This is a genomic window from Dactylosporangium sp. NPDC051087, assembly GCF_055586325.1.
In genome coordinates this window covers 67,870-89,802 of record NZ_JBVJIJ010000018.1, presented here as the reverse complement: position 1 = coordinate 89,802, position 21,933 = coordinate 67,870, and the positions used below count along the sequence as shown (strand labels likewise).

The following is a 21,933-nucleotide window of genomic DNA, read 5'->3' as shown; positions in this document are numbered from 1 at the left end:
AGTCAGCCCCATCCTGACCGTGGCCCTGACGCCGTCTCGCCTGCCTACCTGGAGTTGGGTTCGGCACGCCGATCGGGGGGAACCTGAGATTCACGGCAACCTCGCCACCGCGCCGCAGCACGCGGTCTGCTGAGCGGATGCTGTCGCCGCGGGTTGCGGGTCTTCATCCGGGTGCCAGTCCACGATCGACACCAGTCCGGGCTCGATGAGGTCTGTGCCGTGCAGGAACCGCTCGATCTCGATGCGGGTGCGCGCGCGGAACGGGCCGTGGCCGGCGGCCGGTCGGGCAAGGTCGGTGAGGTCATTGGCCGTCTCGTCGGGCAGCGGGTCGAAGGTGACGTGGGACAGCGCGACGAAACTGCCGGATGGAAATCCTTCTATCAGGGTGTGCACGGCTTCGTGCGGCTGGTCGGTGTCCTCGATGAAGTGCAGGACCGCGACGAGCAGCAGCGCGATCGGCTGGTCGAAGTCGAGCGCGGCGCGGGTCTGTGGGCTGTGCAGGATGGCGGCTGGGTTGCGGAGGTCGGCGTGCAGGTAGCTGACCGCGTCCGGGTGAGGGCTGGTGAGCAGTGCACGGGCGTGGACGACGACCATGGGATCGTTGTCGACGTACAGCACCCGCGCGTCTGGTGTGATGGCCTGGGCGGCTTCATGGACGTTTGGTGCGGTGGGGTAGCCGGTGCCAATGTCGAGGAACTGGCGCACCCCGGCATGTGCCAGATGACGAACGGCCCGGATAAGGAACCTGCGGTTCTCCTGCGCGAAGATCCGGGCGTACGGGAACGCGCGCAGGAGCTGCTCCGCCGAGGCCCGGTCGGAGGCAAAGTTGTCCTTCCCGCCGAGCAGGTAGTCGTACCGGCGGGCCGGGTTCGGGACGCTGGTGTCGATGCGGTACGAGCTGTCGCCGGTGCCTGTCGCCCGGCCGTCGTGTTCGCCGTTGCTGGATGTGGTGAGGGGTGGAGTCATGGGGTTTCTCCGGTTAGCCGGTCCCCGAGCCACCGGTACATCAGCTCGTTGACCTGCGCTTCGTGCTGCTCACATGACCCGTCCCGGTGATACGCGGCGTCATGGCGTTCTCGGCGGGCGAAGAAGGCGTCGTTGGCGTTCTGCCGGCGCTGTTCCCGCTCCTGCGCGGCCTGGTCGGTCTCGTCGGTGCCCGGGGTGCCCCCGTACAGCCGGATGACGGTGTCAATGGTGACGGCGGCCTGCTCGTGGCGGTGGCAGTCGCCGTGCATGAACCCCGCATCGGTCCCGGCGAGCAGCGCGGCGGAGCGCTGTTCAGGCTCGGCGGGGCCGTAGTGGCGTTGGGCGTCGCTCCAGGCGGTGTCTGTTTCGGTCCCGGCTTCGTCGCAGCGGCCGGCGGCCTTCAGTTGCCAGTCGCGGAGAAGCTTCGATACGGAACGGTCGGTGTTGCCGCCGCTACGTGGAGGCGGGCACCGCAGAGGAACAGTCATTGCCGGTTGCCTCATGTACGTCTCGGGCGCACGGAACGGGTCAGCGCGCTGATGGTGTTTGGGAAGTGCGGGGTGGCCCGGTGCCGGGGAGGCTCGGGCCGGGCCACCCCGCAGGGCAACGGTTAGCCTTCGGCGGCAGAGGGGTTGACGCCGCTGCCCGACCGCGCGCCTCGGGGCCGGTTCGCGGACCGGTCCGGGACGTGCACATACCGCCTGATGAAGCGCCAGTTATCCGTACACCGCGACCGCCGCCTCGGCGATCAGGTCATCGGTGGCGGCTAGGACCTGGTGCACCGCCGGGTCCTTCTCCTCGACCCGCGCGGTCATGTATCTGAGCAGGCCCTGTACGTCCCAGCCGGATCCGTCCAGGTAGAGCTCAGACTTCAGGTCGAGGGCGCGGATGAGTCCGCCGAGCGCGTCGGTCTGCGGGTCGGGATGGGTATGACCGGTCAGGACGCTGCACAACCGGCCGCGTACCCGCGCGATGTGACCTGGGTCGGTCGGTGGGTACCGGCGTCGGCCACGGCTCAGGCGCCGCCGGTTGACGTCGCGGACGAGGTCCCCCGCGTATAGCCCGGCTGTGGTGCGTTCGTAGGCGTACCCGGCGAGCGCCCGGATCGCGTCGCGGACCCCCATCGACCGCTGCCGCTCAAACCCTGATGCGGCTCTGGAACCGCCAAGCGCCCGGATTGCCCAGTCTGCGACCGGGTCACCGGAGACATCCGCATTGACCACGATGACCTGTGGACCGACCAGGCGGAACCGCTCGACGGGCCGGAGCAGGTCGTCGATGATCACCGCTCCCGCGAGCGCCACCGCGAGGGCGCCTGCGTGGGCGAGGGGTTCGCCGGTCTCGGAGTGGGTGAGGAAGAACAGCTCCACCCGCAGCGACTGCCGCAGGTTCGGTGGTGGCGCCTCACCAACGGGATAGGTCATGACCAGTCACCACGTCGCCCCGGCCAGCTCCCGCAACCGCCGGTGCACACCCTCGTAGGCGGTCGCACCGTGCAGGACGGCGAGGTCGATCGCGGCGTGCATCGTGTACAGCGGGTCGCAGACATTGCCCGGCGCAGCCCGGCCCGCCTGAGAGACGAGCTGGTACGCGTCCAGGACGTCCAGACCGGCGATCCCGGCGACCAGCGTGACGAGGTCATGCTGACTGATCCGATAGGCATCCTCCAGCGGCCGGGCCGCGCCGATCGAGATCAGCTGATTGTCGGTCTCGATCCGCGGCCACGGTGTCTCCACGCCCTTGATGAGGTCCACGACCAAAACGACGTGCATCGCGCATTCGACGCCAACGCCGCACACCTCGCCCTGTCCCTGCCGGGCGTGGCCGTCCCCGAGTGCGAACAGCGCGCCGGGCACGTTGACGCCGAGATACAGGGTGCTCCCGGCACGCAGCTCCGGCACGTCGAGGTTCCCGCCGTGCGCGTCCGGGACGATCGAGGAACGGACCTCCCCGCCGGCCGGCGCAACCCCGACCGTGCCGAGCATCGGGTCGAGCGGCAGCTCCACCACGTAAGCCGAGCGGCGGGCGTGGTAGCGCACGACACCGGCGCGCCGGTCGACGTCGTACTGCCAGACCCGCTCCTCCAGGGGCGGGTGCAGCATCGGCGTCGTGCGGGTAGCGGTCAGAGCGCCGAAGTGCGGGAACGTCGCCGACATCCCCCAGTCCCGCGCCGGAACCAGCGAAACCAGATGCAACGCGAGGGTGTCCCCCGGCTCCGCGCCCTGCACATAGAACGGGCCGGTGACCGGATTGAACGCCTCACACACCTTCGACGGCAGATCATCCACCGTCAGCACGGCACCGCCGAAGCAGTCCTCTGTGAACGTCCGCAACAGCTGCCCGGGACGGATCATCGCAACGGGCTCGGCACCGCCGAACGTATACAGGGTCGGCTCGTCCGGTTGGAAATCCACCACCGCAGTGTTCGTGTCAGTCATGACGGGTCCTGCCCGTTGAGGCCGGACAGCACCGGGCGGCGACCGGTGGCGTAGAGACCGATCAGGATGACAGCGCCGATCCCGATCCACACGAACCCGAGCTGCTGCGCGGCTACGTTGGCGTTGACGACGACGTAGCCGAGGATCGCGAACCCGATCGCCGGCGCGATCAGGTGCGACCAGAGGTTCCGGGACCGTTTGCGGATCAGGTAATGCCAGACCACCGCGACGTGCAGGACGAGGAACGCGGTCAACGCCCCGAAGTTGATCAGCGAGGAGAGCAGCGCGATTCCGTCGGAGCGCCACGCCATGTACAGACCGATCGCCACGGACAGCGCACCGGTGAGCGTGATCGCGTTCGCCGGGACGCCGTGCCGGACGGAGATCCTGCGCAGGAACGCGGGCAGTTGCCGGTCCCGGGCCATCGCGAACAACAACCTGGACGTGGCCACCTGCGCCACGAGGGAGTTCGCGACACCCCACGCGATCGCGGTCGCGACCGCGCACAACGTCGCCAGCCACGCGCCGCCCGCCTGCCGGGCCGCGTCGTAGAACGCGACACCATCCGGGTCACCGTCGGCGAGCAAGGCAGCCGGGTCGGGTACGAGCAGCGCCGCGACCCACGTCTGCACGATGAACAGCACCCCGGCGAGGGCGAGGGCGGCGGCCATCGCCCGGCCGATCTGGCTCGGGCCGCCCTTGTTCTCCTCGGCCAGCATCGAGATGCCGTCGAACCCCAGGAAGCTGAGGACCGCCACCGACACTGCGCCGAACACCAGTGGCCATGTGAAGGTGCTGCTATTAAACAGCGGCTCCCACGAGAATCCGCGACCGCGGCCGTCCAGCAGCGCGTTGCCCCCGACGATGAGGAAGACCGCGAGGACGATGAGCTCACCGATCAGCATGATTCGGGTGATCAGGGCGGTCATCCGGATACCGAGGAGGTTGACGGCAGTGTTGAACCCGACGAAGCCGAGCAGCCACCCCCACACCGGCACCGCTGGGACGGTGGCGTGCATCGCGACCGCCGCGATCAGGTACAGCAGGCTCGGCACCAGCAGGTAGTCCAGCAGAATCGCCCACCCGGCGAGGAAACCCACCGGCGCGCCGATGCCCCTCCCGGCGTAGTTATAGACCGACCCTGCCAGGGGGAACGCCTTCACCATCTGGGCGTAGGACGCGGCGGTGAACACCATCGCCACCATCCCGATCAGGTATGCGAGGGCGACCATGCCGCCGGCACCGTTGTAGACCGACCCGAAGATCCCCATCGGCGCGATCGGCACCATGAAGACAAGGCCGTAGAACACCAGGTCACGCAGCCCCAACGTCCGTCGAAGCCCCGGTGCATTTCCGGTTGCCGCTGACGAGCCGGGTCTGCCGTACTCGACCGGTAGGCGCTGTTCCGTGCTCATCTTGTGTCCTCCCATTGGTCAACATCGCCGCTAGCTGTGAGCGTTCGCGGGCATGACTCATCACGCGCGCTACCGCCGGACGCGCGGATGCTGCATTTCCCGTTGTGGTTGAAAAGTTGTGGATCTGCCCGCCGCCTCAGCCAGCGCAGCGACGGCGGGCAGAGCCTTAGATCCGCCAGACGAACACCAGGTCGTTTGTGGACGCCGTTAGGCGGACGTCGGCGAACAGATTCCGGAAAACCCGACGAAGTTCTTCGTCCGCGACCTCGTCGACCAGGAGGACCGATTCACCTTCCACGCGGTCCCGCACGGCTGCTCGACGACTCGTGCATCGACGCCATCCCGGCCGCAGCCGTGCAAAGAACACGTGAAGGCGGCCACCCTCCGGCCGTCAAGACAACTGCAGGATCTGGTCGCAGCCGTTGCGCACCAGTAGCGAATCGAGAGCAGCCCGCCGTTGTGATGCATGCGAGTCCGCGAGCGTTGTTGGCTGCTCCGCTCGGCTCGTCTGCCGTTGCACTGGCAGACGAGCCGACGGTGGGGCGATCAGCCAGCATGAACCCTCCATCACGTTCGACAGTCCGAGCAGGCTGCGGGTCGATAGTTGTGCAACCTGCTTCGCCGAGCCGCGTCCGGCGGAGCCCGGTCCAACCACTCTTCGTTGCTGAGTCTGCGGGCCGACTCACAACGTCACCGCCACAACTTCGCTGTCTAGTCTTATGACAGAACTAGTCTTACCTACGAGACTAGATCCAGACAAGTTGTGTGGCGAAGTTTTCCATCGGCTCGCTGTGGCATGCTGACCCCGTGCCAAACTGGCCTACTTTGCGACGCAGACGTCTCGCTCGCGAGCTGAGCAATTTGCGTGAGTCCATCGGTATGACGATCGAGGAAGCTGCGGCGAGCGCGGGAATCTCGCCATCCCACCTGTCGCGGGTCGAACGTGCACTGGTCGGCGTCCGCGTGCCGGCGGTACGAGCGCTGCTGGCGACGTACGGCGCGGATGCCGCAACGGTCGCAAACTTAGTAGAGGTCGCCCAGACAGCTACGCAGCGTGGCTGGTGGCATCGATACGCGGGCAGCATCCCCGACAAGTACGCGACCTACATCGGATTCGAGTCTGATGCGTCGCGCATATGGAACTTCGAGGTCATCTCGATTCCAGGGTTGATGCAGACCGAGCGGTACACCCGTTCAATCCTCCAAGGCGGTGTCGCTCGCCTTGGAGAGGAGGAGATCGAACGACGGGTTGAGGTTCGCATGCGTCGTCAAGCGCTCCTTCACCGCACGGACCCTCCAGCGCTGTGGGTGGTTCTCGATGAGGCCGCGATCCGTCGGCAGGTTGGCGGGGGCGAGACCATGGCTGAGCAGATGGATCACGTCGTCTCCATCGCGAGCCTGCCGCACGTCGACGTTCAGGTGATCCCGTTCGCGGCGGGCGCACATCCCGGCACGCCCGGCGCGTTCGTCGTGCTCGGTTTCGCTGACCCCGGCGATCGGGACGTCGTCTACATCGAGACCATGGCCGGCGATCTCTATCCTGAGGTGGACGCCGATGTACAGGGAGCGATGCACGCGTTTGATCGCCTGAGGGCGATGGCGCTCAGCCCGGACGACTCGGCGTCGTTGATTCGGGATGTTGCAAAGGAGTTCGCGTGATCGACTTTAGCCGTGCGACGTGGCGAAAAAGTACAAGGTCCCAGCAAAGCGGCCAATGCGTCGAACTGGCGCGAGTAGGTGGGGTCATTGGCGTGCGGGACTCCAAGGAGCCGGACGGCCCCGTGCTGGTGTTTACGGTCGAGGAGTTCGCCTCGTTCCTCGACGGCGCCGCGACGGGCGAGTTTGACGATCTCTAGGGCTCGCGGCTTGGCCAGCGAAAACCTCAGCGTGTAGCTCCGGGCGCCCAGCTCGATGCTGCCACCGCGCTGGGCGCCCTCGCCACACTCACGTATGCACCCTTGCTAGTTTCGGTCACAGGTCGTCGAACTCGCCCCTGTTCGCGCCCGCGAGGAACGCACGCCATTCTGAGTGCGTGAACTCGAGCATCGGGCCGTCAGGGTTCTTGGAGTCCCGCACGGCAACACCGCCAGGCAGTGGCGCGACCTCCACACAGTCGCCACTAAGGCTCTCGGTGCTCTTGCGCCAATCCAGGCGCCTGGACGCTTCCGACATGTTGGCTCCCTTCACTGCGTTGGGACCGAGACTGCCACAAGGCGGCGCCGACGACTAGTCTTCGAGCTCGACTAGACTTGATCGGCAGGTGTCGACAGAACGGGACAAGCCGATGCAGATGGACGAGTTGCAGCGCATGCTACGCAAGGTCGAGCGGTCGGTGTTCCGTCTCGAAACGCTGAGCTCTTACACCGCGCCGGGCGAGGCAGACATGCTGCGCGCCTTCAACGATGGGCACCCGATGCCGCCTCGCGGCCCAGACACCGACCCATGGCTTCGCATGCTCGCCGACAGCGTGCATGCCGGCAGACACTGGAGCAGGGTCCACGTGTTGGACCGCCCGTTGACGGATTACCTTCGGTTCGAGCTCTTGGGCTACCAAGGAAACGTCGCGGCCGGCGAGGACGTCCGCATTGCCGACCGGGCCGACGTGCCCAAGACGCTGAGCGTACTTGCGGGCGACTTCTGGTTGCTCGATGACGCCCTCGCGGTGGTTATTGAGTACGACGTCGACGGCCGACGCCTGTCCATGGAGCCGACCGATGACGTAGGCGGCTTCGTCGACCAACGCAATCTCGCGATGGCACACTCGGTCCCGCTGCTGGACTACCTGCCATTGGTCCAGGATGAATTGCGTAGATCCTGGTGAGTCCAGTCGCTGACGACCGGGCCGCGCTCGCGTCCCGGCTGCGTGAACTCCGCGAAGACGCAGGCATGTCGACCACCCGACTCGCCGCGGACCTGGGCTGGTCGCAGTCGAAGGTCTCCAAGATTGAGAACCGTCGCACGAAGCCCTCCGTCGCCGACGTTCAAGCATGGGCGACAGCCACAGGCGCCTCGAATGAGGTCGCCGAGGAGCTGACAAACGCCGCGGAGTCCATCCAGGTTGCCTCCATCATCTGGGATCGGACGCTGACTGGCGGGCGGGCTACGCATCAACGAAACATCGCGCGTCTTCTTGCCGACGCCACGCGGATACAGGTCTTTCAGCACGCGGCGGTGCCTGGGCTCCTCCAGACCGCCGAATATGCTCGCAGCGTGTTGGCCCTTGCCGACGTGTTCAATGTCGGCGACACGGCACACGCAGCGGCGGCACGCATCGAACGGCAGGCGGCACTCTACGAGAAGGGTCGGCAGTTCGACTTTCTGATGTCTGAAGCCGCGCTACGATTCCGCCCGGTTTCGTACGATGCCCTCGCCGCGCAGTACGACAAGATCCTTTCCGTCTCCACGCTGCCCGGGGTGAACCTCGCAGTCATGCCGACCGGCGCGCCGCCATCGACGGTCCACGCCCACTCCTTCGTGATTTACACGCTGCCAGATGGGTCGCAGTTGGCGACGATTGAGACCTACACCCGCGAGCTGACGCTGACCGACCCGGAGGAGATCAACGTCTATTCGCGCGTGTACGAGTCACTGTTGGCGGACTCGGTAACCGACGACCGCGCCCGCGATCTTCTGAACAGCTTGCGGACCAGAGCCCTGGAGGCGACGCGACAAGACACGGATCTCTGACGGCGGGAGCAGCTGCCGTCACCACCCAAGCGAAGCCCCCGCAGCCCAGCAGCTTGGCCGGAGGCACCAGCAGTGCTGCCGCAACAGCCGCTGTGGATAGCGGAATCGGTACGACCCTATCCAGGTAATACTCTAAGATCGACCCAGAGCTACTCATTTTCGCCCAATGTGATTTGCAGGTCACCCTCTGCCGACACAGGCCGTGAAGAATGCCGATGTGTCGATCAATCGAGGGATCCGGCTAGGGCTGGACGTCGGGCTGTCCCGGCTGCGCGCTGTGGTGGCGTGGCCGGACGGTACCGCGCTGGTGCTCCCATTGCCCGAACTCGACGCGTTCGGTGATCTCGGTTCGCCCGCGGCTGGGCAAGAGCACATGCTGGGTCTGGGTGGTTCGTGGCTAGGCCATGAAGGGGTGCAGCCATCTCTAAATGGTGCCGCGGTCGTCGCCATGTTCCAGCAGGTTGTATCAGTTGCTCGCAATTTCGTGGGCGGTGGGTTTGATGCGGTGACGCTTGCGGTTCCTGCTGGTTGGGGTTCTCGGCGGACGGCGGCGTTGCGGGATGCTTGCTACCGCGCTGGGCTTGGTGTGGGGGACGTGATGCATGCGCCGGTGGCGGTCGGTTGGCATCTGCTCGCTGGCGGCGTCCAGGTGCCTGTTGGTGGCCTGATCCTGGTGTGTGAGGTTCAACAGGACGGCAGTGCTGCCACCGTGCTGCGTCGGACGGTCTCGGGGTTTGAGGTCGTGTCCAGCGTGGATGCCGCGACGGTTGCCGCTGGCGTACACACCTTTGGAGGCGAGGACACCGCTGCTGTAGGTGGCGGACCACTTGGTTCTGTCGGTGATGTAGCCGGTCGTGCTGTCGCGGGTGCCGATGTGTCTCACGGTGGGCTTGGCTTGGTGTGTGTGGTCGGCTCGGCAGCGGATGGCCCACAAGTCGCGGAGGAGTTGACGCGGGCGACTGGTGTTGCGCCGATGGTTGTGGTGGAGGCGGAGCTGGCGGTGGTGTTGGGGGCTGTGCAGGCGCCGGCGTCTGTGCCCGCGGTTGATGCCGTCCCGGAGGCTGGTTCGTTGGATTTGTTGGCTGCGATGGTGCCTGCTGGGTGGTCGGTGGCGTTGTTCTGGCAGTTCCTTGCTGGCGGTGAGCGGTATGGGCTGTGGGAGAAGGTGTTCGATCGAGGGATGCTGTTGGCGGCGTGGGGTGGGCTCGCGTTTGCGGCGCAGTTCGCGGTCATTGCGGTGGTCGGTGGCCTGGTGGTGACAACTGCTTTGCGTGGTGCCGCAGAAGATCGAACAGACCGGTCGGTCTTGGCGATTTGGGTGCGGCACCGGTTGATTGCGCTGGCGTTGGTGGGCGGCGCGGTGGGTGGGGTGTTGGTCGGGGCGGTGTTCGCGATGATCGCGGCCGGATACTTTGACCTTGATCTCGGGCCGTTGTTGCGGTGGTCGGTCCTGCCGGTGCTGCCGTCCGTGGTGGCAGTGATAGTGCTGGCAGTGGTGGTGTGGCGCCGTCCGGACCCGCCTGGCGGGTCGTGGTTGCCGTGGCTGCGGTTCCCGTTGTCGGTGACGATGTTGGCTGGGGTTGGCGCGCTGCTGGTGTCGTTCGATGAGCGCGGGAGTCCGTCGCTGTTGTACCTGTTGGAGTGGCGGTTGCAGCAGTGGTCGCCGACAACCGGCGATGAGATCATCGGCCCGGTTGGGCGTCTGGGTGGGGCGTGTATCGGGGCGGCGGTTGGTTTGCTTGTTGTGCGCCGGGTACTGCATCGGCTGTTGCTGGCGGTGCCGCTGGCGTTGTTGGTCGCCGGGACGTTGGCGTATCGGATCACGGGCACGGTCGCGGTCGGGTTCTCGCTCGCGGTCGCGGGTTGGTGGGCGGCCCGTACGACGTGGCTGCTGCTGCGCCCGAAGCTGCTCACCCCACCGTCGCTGCCTCAGCAACTGCCCGCCAGGGGCGAGGAGCTCCCAGTCGGGGTGCACGGCGCACAGATACCGGGTCCGGGGTCACCGCGCGGCGGCATGGGGGCGAGCTGGTGATCGTCCGGCTGTTCCGCAGCGTCGTCTCTGGGCTCGTGTTGCTGGGCGTGCTCACTGGGTTGCCGGCGGGGCTGGTGGTGGTGCAGCGCGCTGCGCAGTGGGATTGGCGGCAGCTCGTCGCGGAGCCGCTGTCGGAGACCGGCGCGGTAGTAGCGGTGATCGCGGCGGGATGGGTGCTGTGGCTGGCGTTGCTGCGGATGATCGTGCTCGACGCCGTGGACACGATTCGGCACGGCGGGCGCGCGCCTCGCCTGCCGGTGCCACTGCACTCCGCGGTCACCGCGCTCGTCAGCGGAGTCCTGCTCGCGGTTGACGCGGCCCGAGGCGGCGGCACCGGAGTTCCACCAGACCATCGGACGTCGACCGTGACGGCCGCACCGACGGTCGTTCACGACGTCAGCACCGCTCAAGGCCCTGCCACGCCCGTTGATCAGCCGTCGGCGTCGCCGCTGGTGACGGTTGCTGGCGTGGAGGTGCCGGGCGGCTGGCTGCCGTTTCCGGTAGCGGCAGCCATCACCGGGGCGGCGGCACTCATATGGGTGCAACGGCGTCAGCAGTACCTACCAGGTCCGCCCGCTGGATGGCGGCGCCGCGACGAGGACCTTGCGCCGCTGCCCGAAGCGCTGCACCGCATCGGCCGACTGACTCGCTCGGCGATCGCGGCTGAGGACGACCGGGCGGCGGACGCCTCCGGCGACGATGATGTTGACGTCCCAGTGGCGGCCGGGTCGATGTCGTGGCCTGCCGAGGCGGTCCTTCCGCCCGGAGGCGTCGGTCTGATCGGGCCAGGCGCGCACGACGCTGCCCGTGGACTTCTGACAGCGATAGCCATCGGACCAGCGGCAACTCACACGCAGGTGCTGGTATCGGAAGGGCTATGGAGCGAGGTGCTCGGCGCTGACGCCGTAGTCGCCGCCTCGGGACGAGTTCGTGTCGTTCCAGCCGGCGCAGATTGGTCTGCTTTGCTCGCGACGTCCGGCATGAGCGTGATCCTCACTGACGCGGCGGCGGCGGATTCGCCGACCGGGCCGCGGCGTGTGGCGACCGGTGGTGGTGTGACGGTGCGGACCGTCGTTGTCGGCGCCGCTACTGGTATGCACTCCTGGCACGTGGCCAGCGGCGGCCGAATCCAAACAGCGGCCGGACCCGCCCCCCTCACCGACCGGCTACCTGTCCTCAATCTGGCGACGGCGAACGCACTACTCACCGCCCTCGGCGTTGTGAATGCCGCCGCCGGAGACCGCCGGATGCCGGCCACGACTCCACCGCAATCGTCCGCTGGTCAAGCCGTGGCCAGCAACGTGCCCGCGACCTGGACGGCGGCCACGATCAGCACTCGATCGGCCGAGGCAGCGGACGCGCGGCAGGGGGCGTCGTGGCCTGCTCCGCCGCCGGAAGAGGCCGGGCAACCACGGCAACTCTTCGTCCGGGTCCTCGGTGTCCCCGCCGTGCTGGTGCCGCATCCCGACGGCAGTCTCAGCCCGGTGCAGATCCGCCGAACTGCCGGCCAACAGATCCTCGTGCTGCTCGCCGTGCACCGTGCCGGGCTGAGCGCCGCGGACCTGAAAGGGGCGATCTGGCCGGACGTCCCCAGCAGCTCGGCACACCGGAGCTTCCGCACTACGGTGTCCGAGCTCCGCCGTGCCCTGCATGACGCGGCGCGGCTCCCCGTGCTGTTGCAGCGTCAGCAGACCGGCGACCCGGCCGGGCCGTGGTACCGGCTGGACGCCAGCACCGTCCACGTCGACCTGTGGCAGTTCCAGACCCTTCTTGACGCTGCGGCAGCCACCACAGATCCAGCCCACCGACACCAGCTACTGACCGATGCAGCCGAGGTCTGCCGCGCCGACCTCGGCGGTGAACTCGCGCAGGGCTGGGATCTCGGCGGTGAACTCGCGCAGGGCTGGGATTACGAATGGCTGGACGCGGCCCGTGAACACGTCGCCCGCCACCAGATCGACGTCCTTGTGCACCTCGCCGACCTGGAACCCGACCAACCCGCTGCCGCGCGGCTCCTGCAGCAGGCACTCCGCGTCTCCCCAACGAACGAAATGGTCCACCGTCGGCTGATGGCCGCGCACACCGCCGCTGGGAACAGCGCCGCCGCACGCCGAGCCGCAGCCACCTACACCGAGCACCTCACCGCGCACCACCTCACCCCGCATCCGACCTCCATGCGCACAACCAACGCGCTGCCACCGACACCGGCGGCAACCACCCGGCACGGTACGTCCGCATCCTCGAGGACCTAAGCCATGCAAACCCCGCACCCCCAACACCACACCGAGCCGCACGCCCGATTTGAGCTGCCGGGCACGCCAACAATGCCAGCGAACAACGACGAGGGCCGGACGGTATACGGTTCCGTCGCCGAGGTGCTGGTCCCTCACGGCACCCCGCGCACTCCAAGAGTCCGGCCCGGGGAACGCGTCGTACTCCCCCGATTCGTTGATGCTGATCGTTCCCTCGCGGTCATGCCGCCACGGGAGCGCACGGTACGAAGCCGTCGCCGCGCACTCCAGGCAGGGGCGCTCCTCGTCGCCGTCGTCATCGGTGCCGTCGCTGTTGTCGCCGTCCTTGGCAACGCCGGGCCCGGACCGCAGGACCTCGTCCGCGGCTTCTTCGGCCAGTTGACCGCCCGCGACACGAGCAGACTCCCGACAGCGGCGCAGTGCGACAACAATCCGCTGTGCCAGCACGGGACTCTCCAGAGTGGCTATCAGCCACCGGAACACCTGCGCATCGAAGACGAACGCGCGCAGGCACCCTCCGTCGGGACCGCCGGCGCGAAGCAACGACTCGTCACGGTCTCCTACGACATCGACGGCCAGCGGCACACCGACACCGCCACAGTGCTCTACCAACGCACCGGCATCTTCAGCGGCTACTGGTCCCTCCGCGACCTGCCCGGCTCGACCATCACCATGCCGAAACCCGCCATCGCTCCCGTCACGCTCGCCGCCGTCAAACTGACCACGACGAACCCCGACGAGCCCGCCACCTTCTGGGCCCCGCCCGGCCGCTACACCGCCACCCGACCCGGCAACGCACTCTACGAACCCGCCGAAACCACCGCCGTCATCGCCGACACCCCCGCCACCCTCACCCTGCCCGCCACCGTCAAACCGACCCTCACCACCACGATTGAGCAACAGATCCACGACCGCATTGACGCCTGCGCCGCACAGCGTGAGTTTTCGCCCACCACCGACGTGTCCTCCCCCGTGCGCACCTGCCCCATGCAGCACGGCAACCGATACACGATCACCACCGACCCGCAATGGACCGTGCAGCGCTACCCCACCATCCAACTCGAAACCCATCCGGACGGCGCCGTCATCATCACCACCATCACGCCCGGCAAAGCCACCATCACCTACCAATGGTCGCTATCCCTGCGCGACCCCCGCGACTGGAACACCGTCGAGGCCACCTACGACATCACCATCGGCGGCTTCGCCAGCGACCGCGACGGCAAACCGGAATGGACACCAGGCTAACCAACCGGTCGGGGCGTCGACCCGGCCAGAGGACCACGATGAACCGTGTCTCGTGATCCTGTGTGAGCGATACGGCGACGCCCTGACCTGCGGTGTTACCGCTGTGATCGATGTGATCCTGTGTGACCGCCGGAAGCAGCGGCTGCGGCCTTGCAGCGCAGTAGCGTCGCGGCATCCATCGGCGCTCATCATCAGGAGCCACCATCATGGCGTCCATCAACCACGCTCGCCCTCATCCAGGCCGCCCCTCACGCATGCCGCAACGATGCCGGCGCGTGCGTCGCCGGTCCAGCCTCGACCGGGCGTACACAGCCCGCACCGTCGCTGCCGCCGCTACCGCTGCCGTCCTGCTCACGGTGCTGGTCTGCCTGCCGGTCGCGTTGCTCATCGTGCAAGGCGCCTTGTGGGAGGCGTTCGATGCCTCGGCCGCCGTCACCGAGCCGCTGAACCCACAGGTCTTGCTCGTGACCGGCGTAGTCGGCGGCTGGCTGCTCTGGGGATGGCTCCTTATCGCCACCGTCACAGATGTCGCCGCGGCGCTGACCCGCAGCCGACGTCGACCTCACCTCCTACCCGCGCCGCTCCGAGCCGTGGTCACCGCGCTCGCCGGGTCGCTGCTGACGGCCGCGACCACCACCAGCGCTGCCTACGCCGCGCCGCCGTCAACCGCCACCTCCGCGCACACCACCCAACCGAAGCCGCTCACCGCCCCGATCTCTGACGCCGTGACTGCCCTGCCGACGCTCACCACAATCGCTCCAGCGACCTCACGAGCCGAGTCGACACCAGCAGAGACCATCGTCGTCCGGCACGGCGACTGCCTGTGGAACATCTCGAAGCAGCAGCTCGGCGATCCGCACCGCTGGCGCGAGATTTATGTCCTCAACCGGGGACAACCGCAGGCCAACGGCTACACCCTCACCAACCCCAACGAGATCCACGTCGGGTGGATCCTCGCCCTACCCGCCCAGGATCAAGCTCCCGCGCCCCCCGGCAACGGAGAGTCCACAGGACCGGCTCCAGGCGGCGCACCGGCCTCGCCGGCGCCCAGTGCCAGTGGTGCCACCTCCAGCCCGAGCACCCCAGCTACCCCGTCCCCGAACGTCTCCGGCACGCCGAGGTCACCGGCTACCCCTACGTCGAACGTCGACGCCACCAACACCGCACAGGCCACCGACCCCACAGCGAGCGACATCCGCCAGACCGGCATCACCTTGCCCTCACAGGGCTGGATCAGTCTCGGCCTCGCGGCCACGATCGCCGCCGTCGCCGCGTTGCTGCGCCTGCACCGCCGCCGCCACGCCCGCCTCGGCGGTCCCATCCCGGTCCGAACCGGCCCGACGAAGCCGCCGATCCCGGCGGAGCTGACCCTCGCCGACGCCGCCGGCCGCCGACAGCCCGAACCCGACTCCGACCCCAAGCTGACGGATGAGCTGCCCCGACCGGGAGTCCGGCCTGTACCTCCGGTCCTTGACACCCCGATCGGGGTGGACGCCTCCGGCGTCGAGCTCAGCCTGTTCGACCTGCCCAGCCCCGGCCTCGCCCTGGACGGGCCGGGCGCCGAACCCGTCGCGAGAGCCATCCTCGCCAGCGCTCTCGCCACCGGCATCTCCGACCTCCCGACAGCCCGGCCCATCGTCGTCACCACCCCAGACACCCTCACCCGGCTGCTTCCACACGGCGCCGAACCAACCGGTCTCGACCCGCACGGCGTCACCTTCGACGGTGAACGGCTCCTCGTCCTCGCAGACACCGCCGCCGCCATCACCCACGCCGAAGAAGAGATGATCGGCCGGCGACGGCTCCTCGACTCCGTCGACTCAGCATCGATCGCGGACCTCAACGCCCGCGATGACCACATCGAGCACCAACCGCCCTACGTCCTACTCATCGACAGCGACCCCCGCCTCGCGGGCCGGGTCGCAGCGATCGGCGCACACCGCCGGGAACTGCACCTACACCCGGTCATCCTCGGCGACGCCGACACCATGACCCCCCGCACCGTCACCGCAGACGGCACCCTCCCGGACGGCACCCGGCTCGCGACCCTCACCGCCACCGACCTCGCCCAACTCCTCGCCATGATCGCCGACACCGCCGCCCGCCCGGAACCCGGCAGTGACCTCGACGAGCCTCCCCTGCCCACCAACGAGGCCCGCCCCGCCGGCCACTTCGATGGGATCGGCGAGACCGGACAGAATGACGAGGCGACATCAGCCGCTGTCCTCGCACCGATGCCGGACCTACCCACCGCGAGCGGTGACAGTCCGGCACTGGTCAAGCTCACCGTCCTCGGACCGGTAACCGTCACCACCGACACCGGGCCGGTCACCACCGGCATGCGCAGCGGCTCCTACGCCGCCCTCGCCCTGCTCGCCGCGCACCCACACGGGCGCACCCTGCGGCAGATCGCCGCCGACCTGCACCCCGATACCGACCCGGACGCCGCCGTCAAACGCGTCCGCACCGACATCACCACCGCCCGCCGAGTCCTGCGAACCGCGACCGGCACCCCGGAGGCGAAGTTCATCATCTACGACCCCGCCCCCACCCGGTACCGGCTCGACCCCGACACCATCGAGGTCGACCTCTGGCGGATGCTGACCGCCATCGGCCGCGCCAACACCGCCACCGACGACACCACCGCCCTCACCGCCCTACGCGAAGCCGCCGACCTCTACGGCGGAGACTTCGCCGACGGCCAGGACCGGGCCTGGGTCACCGACTACGCCACCACCCACCGCCATCAAATCCTCGGCGTGTACAGCCACATCGCCGAACTCCTCGAAGCCGACCAGCCAGACGCCGCCGTCGCCGCCCTCGAAACGGCGCTGCGTCACGACCCGGTCAACGAGGAGCTGTACCAGCGGGTCATGCGCATCCACGGCCGCCAGCACCGGCCCGACGCCGTCCGGCGCACCCTGCGCCGCCTGGAGACGCAGCTCGCCGAACTCGGCGAAGCCGAACCGTCCGAAGCCACCCGCCGCCTCGCCGCCCGGCAACTGCACCCCGCGCCAGCCGGAGCCCGGCCATGACCCTGCCACGACTGCGCCGGGTGCAATGGATCCTGCGCGCCGCCCTCGCCTTCGCGCTGCTGATCAGCATGGCGACGAACGTCCTGCACGCCGAGAACGACCCGATCGCCCAAGGCGTCGCGGCCTGGTCACCGCTGGCACTGTTCGTCGCGATCGAGGTCATGATGCGCGTCCCGGTCCGCAGCATGATCCGAGCCGGGCTGCGGATCGTCGCCACCGCCTCGATCGCTGGCATCGCCGCATGGACGAGCTACTGGCACATGGTCGGCGTCGTCGCCCGCTACGAGCACGGCGAAGTCCCATACCTGCTGCCCATCAGCGTCGATGGGCTCATCCTCGTGTTGTCGGTCTCGTTGTTCGACGTCGCCAGCCAGATCCGCGAACATCTCGACGCCGCCCCGCCTGCCGCACCGGCCGCCGAGGCGCCTATGGCGGGCACGACGATCGAGACCGTGGATACTTCGGAGACACCACTATCGACCGCTGTCACCGCTTCGGGCCCCCGGCCGCCCATCGAGGAGGTGCCCGGCGATGAGCCCGCGTGCGCCGGTCCCGTTGAAGACGACGATAAGGACCAGGACCACGACGCGGATCAAGGTGAGGACGAGACCAGCGCCGAGGACGTCGAGCCGGACGACCGCCCCGACCTGGCGTCCGACCTCGTGCCGCTCCTGCCGGCCGCCCGAGCAGCCCGTGACGAGCTGCTGGACGAAGGCGCCACGGTCAGCCGTGACGCCCTCGCCCAAAGGTTGCGACGCAACGGCACGGCCATCCGCAACACCCGCGTGTCTGAGCTGCTCGCCGCAGTGAAGGCCGAAGCCCGCTCCGTCAACGGATCGGCGAGCAAAGCCTCCCTGTAGGAGGACCTGAAGGTCTACGGGCTGGCGGTGCCCGCCGTCCCGGCCGAGGGCGACTGATCCGAGGTGGAGACCGGTCGCGTTGAGCCCGACCGCCGGGGCGGCGTAAGCAACGCGTCGGTGAAGAGCCGCGCCAACTCCACCCACGCATCAACAGGAAGGTCGCCGAACGTCAGGTCTCGCGCGTCTTCCATGTCGAGGCCGTCCGAGAGCTGCGGACGCAAGGTCCGGCCGACCTGCCAGAAGGCGATGATCGAACCTCGACGCGTCTTGCTGTCCGCCATGATCTGCCAGATGTCGGTCCGGTCGAGGTCAGCCCGCACCGCAGACAACCGGCTCGCCTGCGGCCATGACCGCCACGCCCGCCGGAACGCCGGCTCCACGTCCGTCTTCCTCGACGGCAACTCATCGTGGCCGAGGATCAGGCAGCCAACCGCCAGCCCTTCCCCGACAGCCTTCAACTGCTGGACCTTGGACGGCTTCGACGGCACTTTCCCACCCCTGATTGACGAGCGGGGCCTGCCCGCATCCCAAGGAGTTTACCGTCGGGTTGATCAGGTACGCCGCCATCCACGCAGGTCCCGAATGCCTCGGACCACTGAAGACTCACACTGGCGGGTCGGAGCCATCACGCGACTATCGGATGCGTCTCGCGGGCGACGGCGAGAAGCCGCTGCGCGGTGCGCTCGGTGAGACCGAGCCGGGTGGCCAGCTCGGCGCCGAGGCCCCTGCTGCCGCGGCCCTCGGCACGGGCCATGTCGAGCAGGGTGAGGGCAGCGGCGAGGCGCGCATCATCGGCGTAGGGGTGCGCTTTGCGCGGGCCGGTAACGGTGCCGGGAGTGCGCCCGGTGGACTGACGGCCGGTGCGGGCGTCGGCGACGGCCCACACGGTGCGCCGATACCAGCGGCGCCGGACCCGCCCGTCGGAGAGTTCCTCGGTGTCGTCGGCGCAGTCGAGCAGCTCATCGGGCAAGTTGCGGTACGAGCTGTACCGCAGGATCTTGGCGGCGGTGCCGGAGCCGACGAGTTGCCAGGGGTCGCCGCTGCGGTCGATCTGGGTCAGGACGGCGAGTTTCGCGGCGCGGTGCGCGGTGTGGAAGGCGCGGACGTCTTCGAGCCAGAACCATTCCTCGCCTGTCTCGTCGGTGAAGGCGGCCGGGAAGCCGGTGGTGTGCCGGTGGCGGTGCCAGTGGTTGACGGTGCTGCGTGCCGCGCCGGTGTACGTTGCCACTCCGTCACGGTCCAACGCGACGCGTCGGCTGAATGTGCGTCGAGCCATGGTGGTCATTCTCCCTGAACTCCGCCTCGGGACCTTCGCCAACGCCGGCCGCACGGTGCGCCTTCGACGCCGAACGGGCCGGTACCATCGCGGTACCGGCCCGGGGAAGAAGCGGTTCGTGTGTGCGCCGTGGGTGGCTCGGGCGGGTGAGGTGGCCGGTCGGGGTTGCGCGCACCTTCGGGTGTGTCCTACCGGCCACCGTCCCTGTGGTGTTAGGTCGAGTACTTGCCCACGATGCGCCAGCAGACGGCCGCCATCTGTGCGATCGGCAGAGCGACGAGTTTGGCTCGTCCGGTCTCACCGGCCGCCTCGTATACGGTGAGGATCGCGTTCGCTGTGCTCATGTCCAAGACGATTCCGTCGATCTTGCGCCACTGGCCAGCGCGTACCTGGCGCAGGGTTTCGAGGATGGCGGGGGTGCCGCTGGTGGCGTCGTCGGGGAGTGCCTCGATCTCGGCCGCGTCGGGGCAGTCCGGGCAGGTGACATTGTGCGGGTCTTCGGTGATGCGGGTCAGTGGCCCGTCGTCCGCGCCGCAGACCGCTCCGAGGCTGTGCGTGGCCTTCGCGTGGGTGTAGCCGGGCGTCATGAGGAGGCTCCGTCTCCGTCGACCTCGGCCAGGGCGTCGGCCGCGACAGCGAAGGCTGCCGCCTCGTCGGCGTGGCGCGCCAGGCGGGAGATGCGACTCCGACAGTCCGCGGGGGTGGCGGCGCCGAGTTGGTGTCGGGGGCCGAGGGTGTCGTCGGGTGCAGCGTTGGTGAGCATCGGTCGTCCTTCGAGGGTTGAGGTACAACGATGTGGGCGGGCCGAGGTCCGCGCCTCGGCCCGTCCGTGGGTGGGTTAGCGCGCGGCCGGTCGGGTCGCGGCGGTGCCGCGTGGTGGGTGCGCCGCCGGGACGTTGCCGGGCGTGGGGATGAACTTCGGGGCGATGAACGGTGCTTGCGTCGCGATTGGTGGCAGCACGTTGGCGACTTTGCGGCCGGTGCGGTCGAGGCCGATCGCGGCGTATGCAGTGAGGTGAGCGCCGACCGCGAGGGCCTGCGCGCCGGTGAACCGGACGACAACGGGGCGGTCTTGTGCATCGCGGGCACGCAGCGCCACCTCGCCGGTCGGCGTCGGCTGCACGGGTAGGAACGACTCCACCGCCGCCTCGGCCGTGAGTGCGTCGTCGAGCGTCTCGCTTATCGTGCGGTGGAGTTTGCGCCCGGCGTCGGTCCAATAGCGCGCGACGCTGAGGTGCCTCGCTCGCGCCTCCGGGTCGCTTGTGAACTCGGCCATCGTTTGCGCTACCTGGACTTTGGCGTAGGCGACGCACAGCTCGTCCACGAGGCGCATGACGTCGGCGCCGTCCGCGTTGGCGATCTCGTGCGGCGGCGGGACGGGTCGAGGCTGGGGCGAAGGTTGAGGCGCGGGCGCCGCCGTAGTGGGTGACACGGGCCGGGTCGCTGCGATGGTCGCCATCCGGGCCGGTGACCCGCCGGACGGGCGTTGGGGGCCGCTGGACTGCGGCGGGCCCGACGGGGCCGGGGCCGGGGTCGCCGGGGGGCGGCGGTCCGTCGCGGCCACGGCGACGGCGTCCGGGCGGTGCGTGCCCTGGTGTCGCCGCCCCCAGGACAGGGGCAGGAATCGGCGCATGTCAGACCCCCGACTGCTCGGACACGGCGGCGTTTCGGGCCGTGTCGGTGGTAGGAGCACCGGGTCGGGGCAGGGCCGTGCGCCCGTCGCCGGTTGGCGCGGTTGTGTGTGCCATGGCTGGCGTGTCCTTTCGATGGGACGGTGGTGGGGTGGGGGCAACGCCGGGGGGTTGCGGTCCCCGGCGTTGCCGTCACAAACAATGTTTCCGACCTCTACGGGTCGATCAAGGCGGCCGGCTGGAGGTGCCCCGAGGCGGCGAAGACTCGGCCGTGCTCAGCGCTGCGGCGGGACGTGGTGCGGCGCACGCCGATCGGTAGCCGCACTGCCCCCATGTAGCGACGACCGGACGCCGGGCGTCGAGGTCGATGCAGGAAGGTTCATGACGGGCCGCCGCTCACGTCGATGATCTCGATGTCGGGGTGTTGCCTGCGCAGCTCGGCACAGAACCGCACCCACCGCGCCCGCCCGAGCCGCGTGCGTGTGGTGTCGAGTCCGGCCCCGGTCATCACGAGCTCCTGGATGTCGGCGGACGCCTCGTCGGCGAACCCGGCGACCATGTCACCACCGGCGACCACATACACGACATCGGGTGCCGGTGCCGGTACCGGCGTCCCCGGGTCGGTGGCCGGTTCGGCGGCGGCCGGTGGCGCGGTGGCGGGTACGGTGCGCCCGTGGGCAACCGGTTCGGCCGGTCGTGAACCGCCCGGGTGTGCTGCGGGCACGGGGCACAACGGGGTGCCGTCGTGGTGGGCGTGCTCGGGGCGGGATGCCCACCCGGCGAGGGGCCATTCGGTCGGCGGTACCGCGCGGACCGCCTCCGCGCATTCGGGGCAGGACAGTTCGGCGGGGGCGGCCGGGTCTGTCGCTACCGGGTTGGTCATGTCGGTGTGGGTAGGGCGGGGTCGTTGGGGTGGTGTCGTGGTCACGGTGTCCCTCCGGTGTCGGTCATCGGGCTGTCTGGGCGCACACGTCGCCGGGGGGGGGGGGGGGGGGGGGGCGCCGGGGCAGGGGGGGGGGGGGGGGGGGGGGGGGGGGTGGCGGGGGGGGGGGGGGGGGGGAGGGGGGGGGGGTGTTTATGCGGTCTGTGTGCG

At 68.8% G+C, this 21,933-nt stretch carries 20 protein-coding genes; 9 read left to right on the top strand and 11 right to left on the bottom strand.

All coding sequences use genetic code 11. The annotated features are described in order from the left end of the window. Positions 1-90: 90 nt before the first annotated feature. The 5 genes from ACZ6TV_RS31495 to ACZ6TV_RS31475 form a co-directional block, all read right to left on the bottom strand. Positions 91-966: an SAM-dependent methyltransferase gene (locus ACZ6TV_RS31495; RefSeq protein WP_465300924.1), complete on the bottom strand. Its 876-nt coding sequence runs from the start codon at positions 964-966 to the stop codon at positions 91-93. After that, on the bottom strand, positions 963-1,469 hold the full coding sequence (locus ACZ6TV_RS31490) for a hypothetical protein (RefSeq protein WP_465300923.1): 507 nt from the start codon (positions 1,467-1,469) through the stop codon (positions 963-965). Before ACZ6TV_RS31490 ends, ACZ6TV_RS31495 begins: the two co-directional genes overlap by 4 nt. Positions 1,470-1,682: 213 nt before the next feature. After that, entirely contained in the window at positions 1,683-2,390 is a 708-nt protein-coding gene (locus tag ACZ6TV_RS31485) for a GPP34 family phosphoprotein (protein ID WP_465300922.1), read from the bottom strand. Positions 2,391-2,396: 6 nt separating this feature from the next. Further along, entirely contained in the window at positions 2,397-3,404 is a 1,008-nt protein-coding gene (locus ACZ6TV_RS31480; protein WP_465300921.1) for an acetamidase/formamidase family protein, read from the bottom strand. Beyond that, on the bottom strand, positions 3,401-4,693 hold the full coding sequence (locus tag ACZ6TV_RS31475) for an APC family permease (RefSeq protein ID WP_465301100.1): 1,293 nt from the start codon (positions 4,691-4,693) through the stop codon (positions 3,401-3,403). Before ACZ6TV_RS31475 ends, ACZ6TV_RS31480 begins: the two co-directional genes overlap by 4 nt. An 891-nt stretch (positions 4,694-5,584) precedes the next feature. On the opposite strand from ACZ6TV_RS31475, the gene ACZ6TV_RS31470 reads away from it, so the two are divergent. Together ACZ6TV_RS31470 and ACZ6TV_RS31465 are read left to right on the top strand one after the other, a co-directional pair. After that, positions 5,585-6,478 (top strand): helix-turn-helix domain-containing protein, encoded by an 894-nt coding sequence (locus ACZ6TV_RS31470; RefSeq protein WP_465300920.1) that lies wholly within the window; start codon positions 5,585-5,587, stop codon positions 6,476-6,478. Further along, positions 6,475-6,675 carry a DUF397 domain-containing protein gene (locus tag ACZ6TV_RS31465; protein ID WP_465300919.1) on the top strand — a complete coding sequence of 67 codons (201 nt, stop codon included), beginning with the start codon at positions 6,475-6,477 and terminating at the stop codon, positions 6,673-6,675. The genes ACZ6TV_RS31470 and ACZ6TV_RS31465 overlap by 4 nt, the downstream gene beginning before the upstream one ends. 115 nt (positions 6,676-6,790) lie before the next feature. Here the strand turns inward: ACZ6TV_RS31465 and ACZ6TV_RS31460 are convergent, their stop codons facing one another. Then, entirely contained in the window at positions 6,791-6,991 is a 201-nt protein-coding gene (locus ACZ6TV_RS31460; protein WP_465300918.1) for a DUF397 domain-containing protein, read from the bottom strand. Between the two features lie 88 nt (positions 6,992-7,079). Between ACZ6TV_RS31460 and ACZ6TV_RS31455 the strand changes: the two genes are divergently transcribed. The 7 genes from ACZ6TV_RS31455 to ACZ6TV_RS31425 all read left to right on the top strand — a co-directional run bounded on the left by ACZ6TV_RS31455 (position 7,080) and on the right by ACZ6TV_RS31425 (position 17,933). Then, positions 7,080-7,640 (top strand): DUF6879 family protein, encoded by a 561-nt coding sequence (locus ACZ6TV_RS31455; protein ID WP_465300917.1) that lies wholly within the window; start codon positions 7,080-7,082, stop codon positions 7,638-7,640. Further along, the gene (locus ACZ6TV_RS31450) at positions 7,637-8,506 is read left to right on the top strand and encodes a helix-turn-helix domain-containing protein (RefSeq protein WP_465300916.1); all 870 of its coding nucleotides are present in this window, start codon (positions 7,637-7,639) and stop codon (positions 8,504-8,506) included. Before ACZ6TV_RS31455 ends, ACZ6TV_RS31450 begins: the two co-directional genes overlap by 4 nt. Before the next feature lie 202 nt (positions 8,507-8,708). Further along, positions 8,709-10,538 carry a hypothetical protein gene (locus tag ACZ6TV_RS31445; RefSeq protein ID WP_465300915.1) on the top strand — a complete coding sequence of 610 codons (1,830 nt, stop codon included), beginning with the start codon at positions 8,709-8,711 and terminating at the stop codon, positions 10,536-10,538. Then, the gene (locus ACZ6TV_RS31440; RefSeq protein ID WP_465300914.1) at positions 10,535-12,790 is read left to right on the top strand and encodes an AfsR/SARP family transcriptional regulator; all 2,256 of its coding nucleotides are present in this window, start codon (positions 10,535-10,537) and stop codon (positions 12,788-12,790) included. Before ACZ6TV_RS31445 ends, ACZ6TV_RS31440 begins: the two co-directional genes overlap by 4 nt. Positions 12,791-13,012: 222 nt before the next feature. Continuing rightward, entirely contained in the window at positions 13,013-14,038 is a 1,026-nt protein-coding gene (locus tag ACZ6TV_RS31435; protein ID WP_465300913.1) for a hypothetical protein, read from the top strand. 275 nt (positions 14,039-14,313) lie between these two features. Beyond that, the gene (locus tag ACZ6TV_RS31430) at positions 14,314-17,073 is read left to right on the top strand and encodes a BTAD domain-containing putative transcriptional regulator (RefSeq protein ID WP_465300912.1); all 2,760 of its coding nucleotides are present in this window, start codon (positions 14,314-14,316) and stop codon (positions 17,071-17,073) included. Between the two features lie 68 nt (positions 17,074-17,141). Then, on the top strand, positions 17,142-17,933 hold the full coding sequence (locus ACZ6TV_RS31425) for a DUF2637 domain-containing protein (RefSeq protein ID WP_465300911.1): 792 nt from the start codon (positions 17,142-17,144) through the stop codon (positions 17,931-17,933). 14 nt (positions 17,934-17,947) lie between these two features. Here the strand turns inward: ACZ6TV_RS31425 and ACZ6TV_RS31420 are convergent, their stop codons facing one another. The 5 genes from ACZ6TV_RS31420 to ACZ6TV_RS31400 form a co-directional block, all read right to left on the bottom strand. Further along, positions 17,948-18,421 carry a hypothetical protein gene (locus ACZ6TV_RS31420; protein ID WP_465300910.1) on the bottom strand — a complete coding sequence of 158 codons (474 nt, stop codon included), beginning with the start codon at positions 18,419-18,421 and terminating at the stop codon, positions 17,948-17,950. Positions 18,422-18,558: 137 nt separating this feature from the next. After that, complete coding sequence (locus tag ACZ6TV_RS31415) at positions 18,559-19,218, bottom strand: hypothetical protein (protein ID WP_465300909.1); 660 nt, start codon at positions 19,216-19,218, stop codon at positions 18,559-18,561. A gap of 203 nt (positions 19,219-19,421) precedes the next feature. Beyond that, a complete protein-coding gene (locus ACZ6TV_RS31410; RefSeq protein WP_465300908.1) occupies positions 19,422-19,796 on the bottom strand; it encodes a hypothetical protein in 375 nt (124 codons plus the stop codon). A 251-nt stretch (positions 19,797-20,047) separates the two neighbouring features. After that, positions 20,048-20,542, bottom strand: coding sequence for a hypothetical protein (locus ACZ6TV_RS31405; protein ID WP_465300907.1), 495 nt, complete (start codon positions 20,540-20,542; stop codon positions 20,048-20,050). Positions 20,543-21,219: 677 nt separating this feature from the next. Beyond that, entirely contained in the window at positions 21,220-21,723 is a 504-nt protein-coding gene (locus ACZ6TV_RS31400) for a hypothetical protein (RefSeq protein WP_465300906.1), read from the bottom strand. Between the last annotated feature and the right edge of the window lie 210 nt (positions 21,724-21,933).